The sequence below is a fragment of the Mesorhizobium sp. WSM4810 genome, assembly GCF_055811235.1.
Map to the genome: position 1 here is coordinate 64603 of NZ_JBVVQV010000024.1, position 17769 is coordinate 82371.

General features: G+C 63.9%; 15 protein-coding genes. 4 read left to right on the plus strand and 11 right to left on the minus strand.

The features are described 5' to 3' along the window. Positions 1 to 165: 165 nt before the first annotated feature. From AC0L3O_RS27190 to AC0L3O_RS27200, 3 genes are all read right to left on the minus strand, one after another. The gene (locus AC0L3O_RS27190; protein WP_128248389.1) at positions 166 to 1437 is read right to left on the minus strand and encodes an amino acid ABC transporter substrate-binding protein; all 1272 of its coding nucleotides are present in this window, start codon (positions 1435 to 1437) and stop codon (positions 166 to 168) included. A 456-nt stretch (positions 1438 to 1893) separates the two neighbouring features. Further along, complete coding sequence (locus AC0L3O_RS27195; RefSeq protein ID WP_473535493.1) at positions 1894 to 3252, minus strand: phosphatase PAP2 family protein; 1359 nt, start codon at positions 3250 to 3252, stop codon at positions 1894 to 1896. Positions 3253 to 3650: 398 nt separating this feature from the next. Beyond that, positions 3651 to 4559, minus strand: a complete 909-nt coding sequence (locus AC0L3O_RS27200) for a LysR family transcriptional regulator (RefSeq protein WP_473535494.1) — start codon at positions 4557 to 4559, stop codon at positions 3651 to 3653. Positions 4560 to 4725: 166 nt separating this feature from the next. Between AC0L3O_RS27200 and AC0L3O_RS27205 the strand changes: the two genes are divergently transcribed. Beyond that, a complete protein-coding gene (locus AC0L3O_RS27205) occupies positions 4726 to 5622 on the plus strand; it encodes an MBL fold metallo-hydrolase (RefSeq protein ID WP_288142302.1) in 897 nt (298 codons plus the stop codon). Positions 5623 to 5883: 261 nt separating this feature from the next. Next, complete coding sequence (locus AC0L3O_RS27210; RefSeq protein ID WP_473535495.1) at positions 5884 to 7029, plus strand: CapA family protein; 1146 nt, start codon at positions 5884 to 5886, stop codon at positions 7027 to 7029. 32 nt (positions 7030 to 7061) lie between these two features. Here the strand turns inward: AC0L3O_RS27210 and AC0L3O_RS27215 are convergent, their stop codons facing one another. Together AC0L3O_RS27215 and AC0L3O_RS27220 are read right to left on the minus strand one after the other, a co-directional pair. After that, positions 7062 to 7487 carry a c-type cytochrome gene (locus AC0L3O_RS27215; protein ID WP_023802275.1) on the minus strand — a complete coding sequence of 142 codons (426 nt, stop codon included), beginning with the start codon at positions 7485 to 7487 and terminating at the stop codon, positions 7062 to 7064. Between the two features lie 65 nt (positions 7488 to 7552). After that, positions 7553 to 7912 carry a hypothetical protein gene (locus tag AC0L3O_RS27220; protein WP_023802274.1) on the minus strand — a complete coding sequence of 120 codons (360 nt, stop codon included), beginning with the start codon at positions 7910 to 7912 and terminating at the stop codon, positions 7553 to 7555. A gap of 358 nt (positions 7913 to 8270) precedes the next feature. Here AC0L3O_RS27220 and AC0L3O_RS27225 point away from each other — a divergent pair, with 358 nt between their 5' ends. Beyond that, entirely contained in the window at positions 8271 to 9422 is a 1152-nt protein-coding gene (locus AC0L3O_RS27225) for a helix-turn-helix transcriptional regulator (RefSeq protein WP_023802273.1), read from the plus strand. Between the two features lie 128 nt (positions 9423 to 9550). Here AC0L3O_RS27225 and AC0L3O_RS27230 read toward each other — a convergent pair whose 3' ends face one another. The 5 genes from AC0L3O_RS27230 to AC0L3O_RS27250 all read right to left on the minus strand — a co-directional run bounded on the left by AC0L3O_RS27230 (position 9551) and on the right by AC0L3O_RS27250 (position 16187). Continuing rightward, positions 9551 to 10435, minus strand: a complete 885-nt coding sequence (locus tag AC0L3O_RS27230; RefSeq protein ID WP_023802272.1) for a patatin-like phospholipase family protein — start codon at positions 10433 to 10435, stop codon at positions 9551 to 9553. Positions 10436 to 10455: 20 nt separating this feature from the next. Beyond that, on the minus strand, positions 10456 to 11796 hold the full coding sequence (locus AC0L3O_RS27235; protein WP_473617142.1) for a M16 family metallopeptidase: 1341 nt from the start codon (positions 11794 to 11796) through the stop codon (positions 10456 to 10458). Positions 11797 to 12058: 262 nt separating this feature from the next. After that, complete coding sequence (locus AC0L3O_RS27240) at positions 12059 to 13423, minus strand: M16 family metallopeptidase (RefSeq protein WP_023802270.1); 1365 nt, start codon at positions 13421 to 13423, stop codon at positions 12059 to 12061. Positions 13424 to 13516: 93 nt separating this feature from the next. After that, positions 13517 to 14071 carry a 16S rRNA (guanine(966)-N(2))-methyltransferase RsmD gene (gene rsmD / locus AC0L3O_RS27245; RefSeq protein ID WP_023802269.1) on the minus strand — a complete coding sequence of 185 codons (555 nt, stop codon included), beginning with the start codon at positions 14069 to 14071 and terminating at the stop codon, positions 13517 to 13519. After that, positions 14052 to 16187, minus strand: coding sequence for a pseudouridine synthase (locus AC0L3O_RS27250; protein WP_473617127.1), 2136 nt, complete (start codon positions 16185 to 16187; stop codon positions 14052 to 14054). Before AC0L3O_RS27250 ends, rsmD begins: the two co-directional genes overlap by 20 nt. A gap of 176 nt (positions 16188 to 16363) precedes the next feature. Between AC0L3O_RS27250 and AC0L3O_RS27255 the strand changes: the two genes are divergently transcribed. Next, entirely contained in the window at positions 16364 to 16816 is a 453-nt protein-coding gene (locus tag AC0L3O_RS27255) for a nucleoside deaminase (protein ID WP_023802268.1), read from the plus strand. A 28-nt stretch (positions 16817 to 16844) separates the two neighbouring features. Here the strand turns inward: AC0L3O_RS27255 and AC0L3O_RS27260 are convergent, their stop codons facing one another. Beyond that, entirely contained in the window at positions 16845 to 17519 is a 675-nt protein-coding gene (locus AC0L3O_RS27260) for a hypothetical protein (RefSeq protein WP_023802267.1), read from the minus strand. Positions 17520 to 17769: the final 250 nt, after the last annotated feature.

Below are 17769 nucleotides of genomic sequence, written 5' to 3' on the forward strand. Positions count from 1 at the left end.
CAGTCCAAAAAGTCCGCAACATGCTTTTGGCGCGAGTGTGAATAGACGCCCGCAGTATAAAGCCCAACCTACATCCTGGCCTTTGGAAGAGCCGGCCGTCATCATGCTGCCCGCTGGCGTAGCAGGCGACGGCGAATAGCGACTCCGCCCGGCCTCAAATCGCGATTATTTCCAGGCCGGCAACGGGTAGATGAACTCGGCCGCGGCCGCTTCCTTCGGGCCGACAGCGACGGTCTTTCCATCCTGGATCTGGATCATGACCGGCACCGGCTGGATGTTGTCGTGATAGTGGTCGCCTTCCTTCTCGAACTTGATCGGTCCGTAGAAAGTCGTGATGTCGGTGCCGGCGATGGCGTCCTTGAGGGCGACGCGGTCCTCGGGGGTGAGCGAAGGCTTCTTGCCCAGTCGCTTGGCGGCGTCGGCGAAGACGAGGCCGCTGGCCGAGCAGGCGGCTTCCGTGTAGTCGGGCTCATGGCCGAACTTTGCCTGGGCCCGCGCGACATAGTCCTGTGCGGTGCCGAACAGGTCGTCCTTGTAGGGTACCGTAGGCAGCCATACGGCGACGCCGGAGGTGCCGTTCGCATCGGCGCCGAGCGCTTCGGCGAAGGCCGGATTGGTCACGCCGTAATGCATGATCAAGGCCTTCGGCCGATAATTCAGCGATTTCGACGTCTTGATCACATTTATCAGCGGCTCCTCATGCCCGCCCACCGCGACGATGTCAGGGTTGAGGGCGGCGATTTTGGACATTACGGGGGTGAGATCGCCGGAAGCTGGAACGAGCTCGTAGGCGACGACTTCGAGCCCCGCTTCCTTGGCGCCGCGCTGGAAGCCTTCGCCGGTCTCCTTCGAAAAGGGTTCGTTGACGCCGATCACCGCGATCGTCTTCGCCTTCGGGTTTGACAGCGCCACCAGCACGCCCAGCGACTGGCCGGATGTCGTGTCGACGGAAGGGATGATGCCGAAATTGAATTCGGGCTTGGCCAACCAGACATTGGGCGACTCGGCCGAGCCCGAAATCATCGGCACCTGGTATTTCTGGCAGATCGGCTGAACGGCGATTGTCGAGCCACTGGTGTAGGGGCCGAGCAGGAAATCAACCTCGTTCTGCACGATCAGCCGTTCGGCGGCGTCGGCGCCGGTGGCCGGATTGCTCTGGTCGTCGCCATAGAACATCTCGACCATGAAACGCTCGCCGCCGACCTCGACGCCGCCCTTCTCGTTGGCCGCTTCGGCCCAGAGATCGTAACCGTTCTTGGTCAAATTGCCGCCCGAAATATTCTCGCCCGACAGAGACGTGATGACGCCGGCCTTGAAAGTCGCCGCCTGGGCGCGCGCGGTCCGCACGAACGGCATCGAAATCGTGCCGCTGGCAAGCGCCAGGGCGCTGCCGCCGAGAAACGTGCGTCGAGAAAAGCTTACGTCCTTCTTTGGCATGATGGTCCTCCCGCATTCGTTCCTAAAGTTGCAGGATATGTCCGCACACCGCACAAATCTACTGGAAACGCTCGCTGCAGCTCTCTGAAAATCCATAGTTGCAGCGCACCACAGCACTTCGTGCTGGTCGTCCATGTGGCGACCCGCGCGCAGAAGCCATGTTCGGCCCTCCCTTTCCAATGCCGCTGAGCTTTTCGCCCGTCCGGTCATGGATTTCCGTGACCTCCGGCGTCAGAGTGTCATTGCAAATCAGCCATCTCGTACAGCGGCCGGATTTCGATCTTGCTCGGTCCCGGCATGGGATTGGGGCAGCGCTTCACCCAGGCGACCGCCTCGTCCATGTCCTTAAAATCCCAGAGTCAGAAGCCGGCGACAACTCGCGGGTCTCGGCCAACTGCCGTCTCAACCATTTGCGAATAGCACCCATGGCATCAAAAGGGGGCCTCCTTCCTTCCGCTAGTCCGCCCCGTCGGTTTTTGCCCGCTCGATAAATTTCCCCGCGACCGCTTTGCCGAGCGCGGCGCCGGCCCGGTTGTCCATCTCATAGTGGATGCCTGCCCAGACGCGGGAATCACCCGCCTCTTTGCCAGCCGCGCGGATGAACTCCGCATGGCCGGGAAACAGGTACGCCAGGACCTCGCATCGGGCAGTCGAGAGCGTGGAATGGTTCGACGGATAACTGGGATGAGCTGGCACCGCGAACAGGGGAGTGATGCTCGCGTCAAGCATGTTGGGCCGCAGATACCAATAGGCGTACTTCCCGTCGTTGCTTGCAATAAAGGCGTCGTAATAGACCGTTGCGAGCATAGCGTAAGCCCGCGCGGCACGCGGCGGGTTCGTATCCGTCTTGTCCTCGAACATCCACTTGCTGGCATAGTCATACCAGTCAGTGAACAGGCCGGATGGGCTTTGCCAGTAGAACGCTTTGTAGCTGTTAGGGAATTTTCTCTCAGACTGTCGGATTGCATCCATCTCGGCCTTTACGGCCGGGGACTGGCAGTCGGGCGGCGCCGGCGGCCTGAATTCATCGGGTGCAGCCAGCACGATCGGCTTCCAGTTTGGCATGGTTACATTGGCGGGTTTGTTCCCGACCCACATGCACGCCCCGGTCGGAACAGTGCCGCTCCACGCTGCATCGGAGCCATCGGCCTTTGCCCGCGCAATCACCTGCTCTGCGACCCTCTGCCCCAACTCCAGGCCGGCGGAAGAATCGCTTGGGAACTGGACACCGGCAAGGACACGCGACTGTGCCGCTTCTTCGGCCATTGCCTTGAACGACAATGTCTCTTCGGGAAAGAAATAAGAAAGAACGGTCGCGGCAGCTCCGGCGGCTGCGGCATGCTCGGATGGATAGGAGGGACTCCGCGGCGGCGGCAGCGCAGTCGCCAGTGTCGCATCCGCCTCGCTCGGGCGCGGCCGATTGTAGAAGTACTTCGCGTCCCAGGCAGCAATGGTGGCGTCGTACATCGCCATCGTCAAATAGGAGTAGACGCGGTGCGCATTTGGAATCTGCTGGTTTTCGAGAAGGCGATTGTTGACCAGATCGATCCATCGGTACCCAGGCGAGCCGGCGTCCCAGAAGGTGATTTTGTCGGCGGCAGCCGGATCCTTTTGCGCCAAGAGATCCCGCATCTGTGCCAATTCGGCTGCTGCGGCGGAGGCGTCAGGCGGCGGCGGGACTCGGAAGTCCTCGCCAGACGTGATTACCCACGTCTTCCACGTTCCAGCCTCTGGTTCTATCAAATCCGATTGGGCGAAAGCGCAGTTCCCTGAAAAAAGGATTACTGCGCAGGCCTTGCCAAAACCGCTAAGCATGCGAGCCTCCCATAGGTTGCCCCCGCCCAAAGACGGAGGGTTTTCCGTTTTCAAGCTTTTATTTTAGGAAAATCTAATTATACCGCGAGACGCTGCCGACTAAAAGGATAAAAGCTAGAGCCCGGAAGCATTGTGAAAGGGCACGTCCGAGGGCAAACTGTCTTCCTGATTTGCACCCACGTCCTACCCTGCCGGCCACATTGACTGGCACTTTGACCAAGGCGCAAGTCAGCACCGAGATCGTGTTCACGAAGTCAGCGTTCAAGCTGCAGTAGGGCAAACTATGATGGGCTGGGAACTTGCGCGGTTACGCTATGCAATCGACTGATAGGTTGGCGGGACAGCGCCCCCCTCTGGCCTGCCGGCCATCTCCCCCACAAGGGGGGAGATCGGCAGCTTCAGCCTCGGCGCCCCTGCCCGCCTGACGCCACGTTCTGCTCAGCCGCAACAAGGATCTCGACAAACCTGGTCACCTTGGGCGGCCGGAACCTCGCGGCGGGGTAGACTGTGTAGATGCCTCCGGAGGGCAGCTGCCACTCGGGCAGGACCTGGACGAGCCGGCCCGTGGCCAACTCATCCCGCACCAAAAAATCCGGCAGCACCGACAGGCCGGCACCGGCGCGGACGGCCGCCAGCACTGCCGGCGTCGCGTCGATGGCGATCGTTGCCTGCATGCGCACGGTCTGCTCGGCGTCGCCGCGCGAAAATTGCCATAGCAGCGGTTCGCGCAGCGCCATGTTGGCGACGAAGGGCAGCCCGGCCAGGTCTTGCGGTTCGCCGGCCTGGAAGCGCCCGGCGAACCCGGCGCCGCACACCATGAATTGCCTAAATGTGCCGATGCGTCGTGCCTGCAGGCTGGAATCGGCCAGCCAGCCGACGCGGATCGCCACGTCCATTCCACCGGACGCCAGGTCGATAGTGTCGTCGCCCAGCGTCAGCTCGACCCGGCAGGCGGCATAGCGGGTGCTGAATGCGGCGACCACCGGCACCACCGCCGAGGTGCCGTAATCGTTGGGCGCCGCGATGCGCAGCGTGCCGGTCGGCTCGGCGGCCGCCTGCGCGAGCTCGTCGAAGGCATCCTCGGCCTGCTGCAGAACCTGCAGGCAGCGGGCATGGAATGTCCGGCCGGCCTCGGTCGGATGGACGCGCCGCGTCGTGCGGATCAGCAGCGTCGTTCCGACATCACGCTCCAGCCGCGCCACCTGCTGGCTGACGACCGCCTTGGTTATGCCCAGCCGCTCGGCGGCCCGCGTGAACGAGCCGGCATCGACCACCGCGGCGAAATAGGCCAGCCGGTTCAGGTTCATGCGTGGTTCATGGCAGGGGCGATCCTATTGTCAGGCAATGGCATACATTACGTCTATTTTGTTGGCCTTCAATACGCATTCCGTCTTTGCCATCTTCCGGACATCGAGGCTGCGTGGGGGAGAAGCGCCCGCCTCGCCCGAATTCCGCATCTCCCAGGAGAGATCCATGTTCACACGGAGAGCCATCATGAAAACCACCCTCGCCGCCGGCGCCGCTGCCGTCTTCGCTCCCGCCGGGCTTGGCCATGCCGCCGCAGGGCTGTCCTGGAAGCATTTTCCGGCCGGCGAAAACGGCTTCTTTCGCGCCCCCGTGCTGATCACCGGCGCCTCCGAGGCGCTGCTGATCGACGGCGGTTTCACCTATTCCGACGGCCAGGCCGTGGCCGACGCGATCAAGGCGACCGGCAAGACGCTCACCACCATCTATGTCAGCCAGTCCGACCCGGACTATTATTTCGGCCTCAAGCCGATCAAGCAGGGTTTTCCGCAGGCACGGGTGATCGCCGCTGCCGAGACGGTGGCCTCCATCAATGGCAGCGTCGACAAGAAAATCGCCGTCTGGGGGCCGCAGCTCAAGGAGAATGGCCCACAGGCGCTCGCCGATGTTGTCATCCCCGAAGTCTTCGACGGCAAGACGCTCACCGTCGATGGCGAGACCATCGAGATCGTCGACGCCGAAGGCCTTGCCAACCGGCGCTATCTCTCGGTGCCGTCGCTGAATGCCGTGTTCGGCGGGGTGATGATTTTTTCGGGCGTGCATGTCTGGACCGCTGACACGTCGAGCAAGGAACAGCGCGCCGCCTGGCTCGCCAATCTCGAAAAGATCGCGGCCAGCAAGCCTGAAATCGTCGTGCCCGGCCACATGACGCCGGAGGCCGCCACCGACCTTTCGGGCGTCGAGCACACCAAAACCTATCTCATCGCCTTCGAGGAAGAACTGGCCAAGGCCAAGGACGCGGCCGCGCTCAAGACCGCCATGGAAGCCCGCTTCCCCGGCCTCGGCATGGGGGTCGCGCTCGACATCGGCTCCAAGGTCGCCACCGGCGAGATGAAGTGGGGTTGAGAGCGCCTCGATCTGATCCGCACTATTTACGAAGGATTATCATCGGAGGAGAATGGCGGCAAATTGTCGACGTCGCGCTGCCCCTCATCCGCCTGCCGGCACCTTCTCCCCGTATAGGGACGGGAAAAGAAGCCCCCCGCCCCAGGTGCTCTTGGTTCCCAGATGCCGGAGCGATGCGCGCGGCGCGCGATGCGATCCGCGCAAATTGGCTGGGAACCCCTTGGGGTCACCGGGTGTTGGCACGCAGGAGATTCGACAGCGATGCCGCAGATCGCGAACAACGCCGCCGCAGGATCTGAACGGTCCGTCCGAAGCAGCGCAAAACTGTTCCTATGCGGCGACGTGATGCTCGGGCGCGGCATCGACCAGATCCTCGCCAGTCCCGGCGATCCGCACCTTGGCGAGCGCTATGTCAAAACGGCAACGACCTATGTCGAGCTTGCCGAACGCATCAATGGACCGATCCCGAGAAAGGTCGACGACAAGTATGTCTGGGGCGATGCGCTTAGCGAATTGGATCGTGAAGCGCCCGATGCGCGGATCATCAATCTCGAGACCAGCATCACCACCAGCCTGTCCTTGGCGCCGAAGGGGATCAATTACAAGATGAACCCGGCAAACATCGGCTGCCTGGCGGCGGCACGGATAGACTGCTGCGTGCTCGCCAACAACCATGTGCTCGACTGGGATGAGCCTGGCCTCGTCGAGACCCTCGATACGGTGCGACTTGCCGGCCTCGCCCATGCCGGGGCCGGGCTTGACGCGGACGAGGCGGCGGCGCCTGCCGTCATTGAACCGGCCGGCGGGGGCCGCGTGCTCGTCTTCGGCTTCGCGCTGCAGTCGAGCGGCGTTCCAGCTTCATGGGCAGCCGGAGCTTACAAGCCAGGCGTCAATTTGCTGGCGGATCTCTCGGAGCTCAAGCAGATCGCCCGATCCGTGCAGGCCATAAAACAGCCTGGCGACCTCGCGGTGGCCTCGATCCACTGGGGCGGCAACTGGGGCTACCAAGTCCCGGCGGAAGAACGCGCGCTTGCCCATGCTCTCATCGATGTTGCAGGTTTCGATGTCGTGCATGGGCACTCCTCCCATCATCCCAAGCCGATCGAAATCCATCACGGCCGGCTGATCTTCTACGGATGCGGCGACTTCCTCACCGACTATGAGGGAATCACCGGCAACGAAACGTTTCGTGGTGAGCTTGCGCTGATGTACCTGCCGCGGCTCGCCATACCGGACGGTACGCTTGTTTCGCTCGAGCTGGTGCCGTTCCAGCTCGCCAGGTTCCAGCTAAACCGCGCCCTGCGCGAAGATGCCGCCTGGCTCGCAGCCATGCTTGAGCGCGAGTGCTCATTTTTCGGCACGCATGTGGCGCTCGGCGACGACAATCGTCTCACCGTCGTCTGGTGAAGCCGGCAACCTGCGATCAGCAGCCAGCCGCTCTAGCGTTCAAGCCGCTCAGGCCGTCCTCGGCCAAGCGCACCGTCGGCGCGGGCCTGCAGGTAGGCGTAGATGTCGTCGATGTAAGGAGCGACGTTGGGGTCGTCGGCGAAGCCCTTCATCACCGAAGGGCCGCTGCGCACACCGTCGCGAACGTTGCGCCGAAAGACCTCGAGATCGGGCAGCCGGTCGACAAGGGCCGAGGCGAAGGTCGAGCCCATGCCGTCGGGACCATGGCAGTGATTGCAGCTGCCATGATAGCGACGGAAGCCGTTATAGGTCCGCGCATCGACCTTGCCGCCGACAATTTCGTAAAACTTGCCCGGGGCCAGCTCAGCCTGGGCGCCGAAGCCGGCGCCGACGGTAAAGACGACAACACACAGGACGAGCCATGCAGACGTCGTCTGTCGCCGACGTTGCAGGCTCATCCGGCGCCGCCGCAAGGCACCCGCCTCTGAATCACCAACCTTGGATCGCCTCACTCGACCTTGGATCAGTCAACGGCGAGCTTCGGGGAAGATACCACGATTCCGTCTATAGCCTGCGGACTGACGACGAGCTTGCCGCCGACACGCGATATCTCGATGATCTGGTCCGACTCTCCCAGCTTGCCCGGCACGGAGACCGCGACTATCTGGTTCTCGGTCAGTGTCGCCACGAAACGCACGGGCAAGCCAGCCTCGCCCTGCGCGATCGTGGTGACCACCCGATAGCCGTCCTCCTGCGGCGTGTAATAGACGACACCAAGGAAACCGGCGAGATCGATGCTTTCGGCCTTCATGGCTCCAAGCTCGCCGGCATGCGCGGGCATCGCCGCGATGCAAAGTGCTGCAAAAGCAATGTACTTGTACATAATGCTGCTCCATTCCGAATTGTCCGGGTCGAGCCCGGCTCAAGGTTTCAGCAATAGACGGTCGCGCCGTGATAATCGGCGCACGCAGGCAGAATTCTGGATTAGTCCCCCCGGCTGCATCACAGTGGCGAAGGTCCGCGAGCCGAGAACGCGCTGAACCCACTGGTTGTCACAGTTAAGTGTGACCTTATCTTCTGGGGCGAGAGTATTTCACCGCCCGGGTGCTTGCGCATCCCCTGTTTGGGGGAGATAATCGGAATTTAAGCGATCGCTAAAGTTGGAGAAGCGAGAGCACCTGTGAGAGGGCGCGGCTTTCCGCCCGCATCGGACGCGCTGTCGACATGCGAGGGGGCCGTCGATGGCCAAGGCATTGTCGCATCATGAGCTGTCGAAGCTGATCGGCTCGATCTACGATTGCGCACTCGACCCGGAGCGATGGGAGCACGCGCTTGCCGGAATCAGGGATGCGCTCGACGCCCAGACTGCGGTCCTGCAGCTTGACGACCTCGCCAACGACCGGCTGCTGATCTACAGGACCGTGGGCATAGAGCCGTACTGGCTGGAGCAACAGGCGAAATATATCCCCGAGATCCACGCCCGGCTGCTCGAGGATCTCTCGACATGGCCTTCGCTCGATATGCCGCATGTGGTCTCACGCCATATCCCTCAAACCTACCTGGAGACCTCCCGGTATTTTCAGGAGTGCCTGAAGCCGCAAGGCCTGGTCGACGTCATGTCGTTCTTCCTGATCCACACCCCTACCCGCCTTGCCGGCTTCGCCGTTGCTCGGCATAAGCGGCAAGGCATTATCACCGAGCGCGAAATCAAGCTTGGCAGACTGTTGCAGCCGCATGTGCGCCGTTCGGTGATAATCAGCAACATGCTGGACATCGGCACTGTCGAGCGCGCAGGAATGGCCGAGGCACTCGATGCGCTCACATGCGCCGTGGTCCTCACCAATGAACGTGGCGCCGTCCTGCACGCCAACCGCTCGGCCAAGCACATGCTGCGGAGCGGCGGCCCGATCCAGGATGTCCGGGGCATTCTGCAAGCGAAGATCCCGTCGGCTTCCAGGGAACTTCACAGCGCCATCATGCTTGCGGCTCAGGATGAGGTCAGCATCGGCAAGACAGGGCTTGCCGTCCTCCTCAGCGAATCCGGCCTGCCGCCCGTCTTCGCCCGCGTGCTGCCGATGGCCGGCGGCGACCTGCGCGCCGACATGGAACCCGCGGCGGTAGCCGCGGTGTTCATCGGCAATGCACCGGACGAGCATGACGCCGCCGGAATGCTGGCGAGAGCCTTTGGGCTTACGCTGGCCGAAACCCGCGTGCTCGCCAGCCTTGTCGCCGGGCACACCTTGGCCGAGACCGCCGCCAGCCTTCACATTGCCAACGCGACCGCCAAGACGCATCTCGACAATATCTTCCAGAAGACCGGCGCCTCCCGCCAGGCCGATCTGATGCGCCTCGTCATGCAGATCGTTCCGCCCGCCTGGCAGCCTGGTCCCTGAACCACACTCGTTCACCGCTTTGGATACAGGTATCCAACGCCGCGGATGGTCTTGATCAGTTCCGGCTTGGCAGTCAGTGCGTTTCTAATGTTCAGCGCTTGCGCTTGTTTCGATGAGGCAACCGAGCATCAGGCTTTCCGCGCCACGCCCCCCACCTGCTTGGTGCGCCTGCTCGTGTCGACCTTGGCCCGCATCTCCACCGCCTTCTCGATCTCCCGCTTCAGCTCGTCTTTGATATCAGCCGTTTCGGCCATCAAGGCGTCGATTTTCATGAAATCGAGCACGCGGTATTTCGACACCGCCGGCCTGACCAGTATGTCCGGCTGGCATTGCCTCAGCTTGGCGGCGATGATCGACTGCATCATCAATTGCGTGGCACCGAACATCAGGTCGACGGAGGTCGGGTATTTGCGCCCGCCTTTGGCCGGCGCGCCAACGACGTCGACGGCGATGATGATGTCGGCGTCGTCCTCGATCAGGTCGAACGGCACCGGATTGTAGATGCCGCCGTCGATCAGCAGCCTGCCGTCGCGCATCACCGGGCGAAATACCGCGGGAATAGCCGCCGAGGCGGCAAGCGCTGAATGCAGGTCGCCGTCGCTCAGCACGGCGAGCTTATGGCCGAAGAAATCCGTGGCCGTCACCTTCAGCGGTATTTTCAGATCGGCGAAGCTTTCGGGTATGGCGTCGGGCATGAATGCCTTGAGGATGCGCTCGACATTGAACTGGGTGACACCCAGCCCGCCCTGCAGCGCCTCGGCAAAGGTGCCTGGCCGCGCCCGCCACATGCGCGCCGCCACCTCGGCGCGGCGGCCGAGGATCGAGCGCATGTAGTGGTGAATGTCGCTGCCGGCCATGCCCGAAGCCATGCCGGCGCCCATGATGGCGCCGATCGATGAGCCTGATATGGCGACCGGCCTTATACCCAGCTCGTCCAGCACCTCGATGACATGGATATGCGCCAGCCCGCGCGCGCCGCCGCCGCCGAAGGCGATGCCGAAGCTCGGGCTCATCCCCTGCCCCCCATTTGGGCTCATTCCTCCTTGGCCTCGCCGTGCTTCGGCCCGACGACCATGATGGCCGGCTCGGCGGAAAGCAGCTTTTTCGCCGCCGCCTTGACCTGATCCAGCGTCACCGCGTCGATGAGGGCGGCGCGGCGCTGCATATAGTCGCTGCCGAGCTTGTCGAGCTGCAGCTCGAGCAGCGTCGCGGCGATGGCGCCGGAGGAGTTCAGATTGTTGATGGCGTAGGCGCCGATCAAGTATTTCTTGGTCGCCGCCAGTTCCGCTTCGGTCGGCCCTTCCTGGGCCATGCGCTTCACCACCTCGCGCACCACAGCCAAAGTCTCGGCCGCCCGGTCCGCGCGGGTCGCCGTGGTGATGGCCAGGGCGTCGGCGTGCTGGTGGTCGACCAGGTCGGAACTGACGCTGTAGGCCAGGCCGCGTTTTTCACGCACCTCTTCGAACAGCCGCGAGGTGAAGGCGCTGCCGCCGAGGATCTCGTTCATCAGAACCGCGGCGAAGAAATCCGGCGCACTCCGCTCGACGCCGGGATAGGCGAGTTGCAGCGACGTCTGGGGCTGGTCGTAATTGACCTCGAGCTGCTGGTTGAGTTTCGGATCGACATCGGCGACGGGCGCGAGCGCCTGATGCTGCGGCAGGCCGCCGAAGACCATATCGAGCTTTTTCTTCAACGTCTCGGCATCGATGGCACCGACCACCGCCACATGCAGGCCATCACGAGCGAAATTCGCCTTGTGAAAGGCGATGAGATTGTCCGGCGTGATGGTGGCGATGCTTTGCCTGTTGCCCTCTTCGGGCCGCGCATAGGGATGGGTGCCGTATAGTGCCTCCAGCCATTTGCGCTGGGCGAGTGTGTCCGGGTCAAGCTCGTTGGCGATGATGCCGGACAGCACTTGCGCGCGAATGCGGTCGATTGGCGCCTGGTCGAAACGCGGCTCGGTGACCGCCAGCCGCAACAGGTCGAACGCCGCGTCGCGCTGCTCGGCAAGCATGCGCATCGAGCCATAGATGCCGTCGCGCGCCGCTTCGAAGCTCATCTCGGCGCCGACGTCGTCGAGCTTGATCTGGAAGGACTCGCTGTCGAGATTGCCGGCGCCCTCGTCGAACAGGCCGCTCATCAGATTGGCAAGGCCCACCTTTCCAGCGGGATCCTGCGTCGTGCCGCCGTCGAAGGCGAAGCGGATGGCGACGAGCGGCACGGAATAGTCCTCCACCAGCCAGGCGGTGATGCCCTTTGACGACGTCACCTCCTGGATGCTCATGGCCGCACGAGCGGAAAGCGCCGGCAGGACGAGGAAGACGAGGGAGAGGAGCAGGGTGACTAAAGGGATGGCAATACGCTTCGGCGCAATCGCTTCGGATAAATGGTAGCTTCCGACTGATTTTCGAGACGAATAGCTGTCGGAGTCAGCGCCGCCCCTCATCGCCCTGCCGGGCACTTCTCCCCGTATAGTGACGGGGAGAAGGGGCTGGCCGCAATGCCCGCGCCCTTCTTCCGAACGCTGGTGATTGGCGAAACCGTCGATGACAGCGCCCCTCTCCCCGTCACTATACGGGGAGAGGATGCCGGCAGGCAGGTGAGGGGCAGCGCAAACGCTCAAGCTCGTCATCACATCAATTCCCTGCCTGTGTCTGCGGCAAGAGATAGCCTGATGTCGAATGGTTGAGATTGAGATAGCGCGCCGCAACCTGCCTGACTTCGTCGGCGGTGACCTTGCGGATGCGGCCCGGCCATTCCTCTACATCCCTGACGTTGCCGCCGGTGGCGAGCGTCGCGCCGTAGATGTTGGCCATCGAATCCTGCTTGTCGCGGGCAAAGATCATCGAGCGGACGAAACGATCCTTGGCCTTCTCCAGCTCGCCCGATGTGACGCCCTCGCTGGCGATGCGGGCGACCTCGGCCTCGACCGCCGCCTGGACATCGGCCAGCTTGGCGTCGCCGCGCGGCGCGCCATAGACGGTGAAGGTGGTAGCATCGAGCATGGTGCCCTGGAAAAAGGCGCCGGCCTCGGCGGCAATGCCTTGCTTGACGACAAGCTGCTGGTACAGCCGGCTGCGGCTGCCGCCGCCGAGGATCTCCGCCAGCAGGTCCAGCGCTTCCGCTTCGCCCGGCTTCGCAGTGTGATAGGAGGGAACCACCCATTGCGTCGAAAAATTCGGCACGCTGACACGCGCGTCAGCGAGCGTCACCGTGCGCCTGGTGTTCTGTTCGGGTTCGACCGGACGGATGCGCGGCGGCAGGTCTGGACCACGCGCGACCTTGCCATAGGTCTTTTCGGCCAGCGCCTTGACCGCCTGCGGCTCGACGTCGCCGGCCACCACCAGCACGGCGTTGTTGGGCGTATAATATTTGTCGTAGAAAGCCTTGGCGTCGGCGCGGTTCAGCTTTTCCATCTCCTGCATCCAGCCGATCACCGGAATGCGATAGGGCTGGTTCTGCCAGAGCGTGGCGTCGACCTCCTCGCCGAGCACTGCCTGCGGATTGCTGTCGATGCGCGAGCGGCGTTCCTCGAGGATGACGTCGCGCTCGGTGGCGATGACGTCGTCGTTGAGGATGAGGTTGCGCATGCGATCGGCCTCGAAATCCATCATCTGCTCGAGCGCCTGCGGCACCACCGTCTCGTAAAAGGCGGTGTAGTCATAGGAGGTGAAAGCGTTGTTCGAACCGCCGATGGCGGAGACGGCGCGGTCGAACGCGCCGGCCGCATGGTTGGTCGTCGCCTTGAACATCAGATGCTCGAAGAAATGGGCGATGCCGGACTTGCCCGGCGGCTCATCGGCGCTGCCGAACTTGTACCACACCATATGAGTGACGATCGGCGCGCGGCGATCGGGGATGACAACGACCTCCATGCCGTTGTCGAGCAGGAAATTCGTCACCTTACCGTCGTCCGGCTTGTTGTCGGCCAGAACCGGCCCGGTCATCACAAGAGCCAGCGCAAAAAGCGTACCGCGCAGCCAATCAGCCTGAGATGTCATCAATGACTCCGGTGTCATGGGGTGGGACGATAGGCGGGGGTGTTGCCACAGGCAAATTGATTTGTTCGTCATTTTGAAGGCGCTGCGCTCCCTTCATCCAACCTCGATAAAGCGGATAACCGTCTCGCCATAGCTGCGCTCGTCGACAACCGAAAAGCCCGGCCCTGCCTCGAACGGCGCCGCTGCCGCCTCCTCGACGACGCAGAGCGCGCCGGGGGCGAGCCAGCCGCCGGCCTTGGCCGAGCGCAAGGCACGCTCGCCCAGGCCCTTGCCATAGGGCGGGTCGGCGAACACCAGGCCGAACGCGGCCATCGTGCCCGCCTCGCCCAGAGCCGTAGCGTCGCGACGGAATATCTTGGTACGCCCGGTGAGGCTGAAGGCCTCGACATTGGTGCGGATCAGGCCGCGCCCTTCCGCCGATTCTTCGATGAAGACGCCATAAGATGCGCCGCGCGACAGCGCCTCGAGGCCGAACGCGCCGGTGCCGGCGAACAGGTCGAGCACCCGCGCGCCGACCAGCCTATCGGGGAAACGATGCGCCAGCACGTTGAAGACAGCCTCGCGGGTGCGGTCGGTGGTCGGGCGGATGGCGCTTGAGCGGGGCGTCGCCAGCGGACGCCCGCGAAACTCACCGCCGACGATCCGCATTGCCTCCCCTGGATCCCTTGGGGCCGCTGCGCGGCCGGTCGCCGCCTTTGCCGCCATCATTTGGGCGTTCGCCACGCGGCTTGCCGAACGGCTTTGCGCCTCCGGGTTTTCCCCCTCCATGGGCGGGCTTGCCGTAAGACGGCTTGAACGAGGCCTTGCGTTCCTTGGCTTCGGCCGCCCTGGCGGCATCGGCGTCCGCCCTGCCCTTGCCGATCGGCCGCGCGCCGGGCGCCATCCAGACATTGGCCTTGCGCTGGCCCGGCGGCTCGATCGGGCGCTGCTCGCGTTCGGACTTTTTCCCGCCGCCCGGTTTGCCGCCGAAGCCGCCCGGCCCGCTACGTTCAGATTTGGGGCCGCGATCGGCAAAGCCGCCGCGTTCGGGTCCGCTGCGTTCAGATTTGGGGCCACGCTCAGCAAAGCTCTTTTCCGGCCCGAAGCTTCTGCCGGGACTTGTCGACAGCTTGCCCAACGCCTCGTCGCGGCTGCCTTCGCGGCGCTTGCGGTTCTTGATCAATCCGCCTTCGCCGATCGGACGGCGTTCGCCATCGCGGGTGAATTTCGGCCGCTCAGGTTCCTCTTCCCGCACCGCTTCGCGCCGCACCGGCCTGTTGGAAAACGGCTTGGTGATGTCAGCGTCGAAATTGGCGCCGGACTCCTCGACCAGGCGTTCGCCGAGCTGGTCGCGCAGCACCCGGCCCTTGATCTCCAGCACATGGCCCTCGGGCAGGTCGTCGAGCTGGAACGGTCCGTAGGAAATGCGGATCAGTCGCGTTACGTCGAGACCAAGCGAGCCCAGTATGTTCCTGACCTCGCGGTTCTTGCCTTCGCGCAGGCCAAGCGTCAGCCAGGCGTTAGTGCCTTGCTCACGGTCGAGCGTCGCCTCGATGGCGCCATAGAAGACGCCGTCGACGGCGATGCCTTCGCGCAAGCCGGCGAGCGCACTTTCCTCGACCTTGCCGTGGACGCGCACGCGGTAGCGCCTGAGCCAGCCGGTCGCCGGCAGTTCGAGCACGCGCGCCAGCCCGCCGTCATTGGTGAGCAGCAGCAGGCCTTCGGTGTTGATATCGAGCCGGCCGATGGTCATCAGCCGCGGCAGGTCGGCCGGCAGCACGTCGAAGACGGTCTTGCGGCCCTCGGGATCACGATTGGTGGTGACGACGCCGGCCGGCTTGTGGAACAGGAACAGCCGGGTGCGCTCGATCGGCGGGATCTCCATGCCGTCGAGATGGATGATGTCGCCAGGCATCACATTGAAGGCCGGCGAGGACAGCACCCTTCCATTGACCTTGACGCGGCCGGCCGCGATCAGCTCCTCGGCATCGCGACGCGAGGCAAGACCGGCGCGGGCCAGCCGCTTGGCAATGCGCTCACCAGCCTCTTCCGTCGCTTCGGCGGGACGCGGGCGCGGTTTGAAGCCGCCCGATGCCCCTTGGGGCCGATCACCGGCAAAATCGCGCTTGGGCCGATCGCCGAAGTCGCGTTTTGGGCGATCGCTGAAGTCTCCCTTGGGAGGGTCGAAGCGCCTTTCGCTGCGCTCGCCTTCGGCAGCCGCCGGCCGGTCGCCGCGCGGCGCGTATGGCTTGCGCGGCCCCTCGCGCTTTTCATAAGGCTTGCCTTCCGGACGCGGCCCCTTGCTGAACGGCCGGTCGCCGCTTTTGAAGTCGCGCTTCGGCCGCTCGCCGTCAGCCGCCATCGGCCGGTCGCCGCGCGGCGCGTACGGTTTTCGCGGCCCTTCGCGCTTCTCGTAAGGCTTGCCTTCCGGACGCGGCCCCTTGCTGAACGGCCGGTCGCCAGCCTTGAAATCGCGCTTCGGCCGCTCGCTGTCAGCCGCCAGCGGGCGGTCGCCACGCGGGGCGTATGGCTTGCGCGGCCCCTCGCGCTTCTCGTAAGGCTTGCCTTCAGGGCGCGGCCCCTTGCTGAACGGCCGGTCGCCGCTTTTGAAGTCGCGCTTCGGCCGCTCGCCGTCAGCTGCCGGCGGGCGGTCGCCGCGCGGCGCGTAAGGTTTTTTCACGCCGAAGGACGGCTTGCCGCCCTTGCCGGCAGCGACATCGCGACCACGCGGGCCCGACGGTTTCGAGCCGTTCTTGCGCGGGAATTTCTTGTTTTTGTCGTCCATGTAGCTTTGCTCGTTTGCACTACAGCGCCGCGCGTCCGTACGGACGCGCAAAGGACGCTGTAGGACTTTGATTTGGTGCATGATCCCTTCCGAAAACCGATTCCGGTTTTCGGGATCATGCGCTAGATAACAGGATCACGCCGGAGTAGCGAGGAGATAATCGGAATGGAAACCGCTTGAAGCGGCCGGATTTCATGGCGCTGGCACTGAAGGAGGCCGAAGCCGCCGTCCTGCGCGGCGAAGTGCCGGTCGGCGCGGTCATCGCCAGCGGCGATACGGTCGTTGCCAGTGCCGGCAACCGCACCCGCGAGCTTGCCGACCCTACCGCCCATGCCGAGATGCTGGCGATCCGCGAAGCCTGCCGCAAGCTGTCAAGCGAGCGGCTCACCGGCCACGATCTCTATGTGACGCTGGAGCCCTGCGCCATGTGCGCCGGCGCCATTTCCTTCGCCAGGCTGCGCCGGCTTTATTTCGGCGCCGCCGACGAGAAGGGCGGCGCTGTGGTCAACGGCGTGCGCTTCTTCGCCTCACCGACCTGCCACCATGCACCGGACATCTATCCAGGCATGGCCGAGAGCGACGCAGCCCTGCTGCTGAAGGATTTTTTCAGGGAGCGACGCGAACCCTAACGTCGCAGGATTTCTTAGCGCCGGCAGCTTACCACGGCAGCCAGTCGAACATGCCGCCGCTCTTGTTCTTGGCGGCCGCTTCCCGCTTGAGGCGGCGTGCTTTCTTGTACTCGTCCTCGCCGAGGTCATCGACCGGCGCGGTGGCGGAAGCGGCGCGATACTGCACCGGCGGCTCGCTCAGATATCGGCGGGTGTTCGGGTCGCCCTGCTTTTGTTCGGCAAGGCGGCGCTTGACTTCGGCGGCGCGGCCCTTGTCCGAATCCGCCGGCTTCCAGGCCGGCGGATGACTGGAACCCGAGTCCTTCATCGCAGCCTTGATCGCGGTTGGATCCGTCTGGACGTCATCGACGATCTGCGCCTGGTAGGACGGATCGTCCTGGTTGAGCGTGGCCTCGGCGCGCAGGCGAGCGCGGCGCTGCTCGGGCGATTCCGGCCAATCGGCGCTTGCCGTGGCGCTGTCCTGCGGCGGCGGCAGTTGCTTCTGGCCCGGCGCCGGCTTCACCAATTCGGGGCGCGGCTTGTAGTCGATCTTTTCCTTGTTCTTCGGCATGACTGAAAAAGCGCTGGTGAGATCGCCGGCAAGCTGGGCGGAGGCGGTCTTGTCGGTCCCGTAGGTCGGCGAGCCCATGCAGCCGGACAGGGCCAGGCCGGACACGACAAGCGGCGCCAGCAGCGCAACGCGCGCGCAAGTTCTTTCGGTCATGCCAAAAAGTCCCACTCTAGACAGCCTCTCGATCGCCACCGGCCAAAGGTCCGGTCCCCATCGCCCATGCTCTTCCGACGGAAATCCGGCGACAATTTGTCGTCCGGAGTTTCGCGTGTTTATCTCAACCACTCGTTAAGGGCAACGAGTGGGGGCCGATCAATCGCCTGCCGTGGCATTTGTGCACCGATATGGTCTTGTGCCTGTCGTTATCCCAAAACCGCTACACACCCCCGGGTCAGGCCCGGGG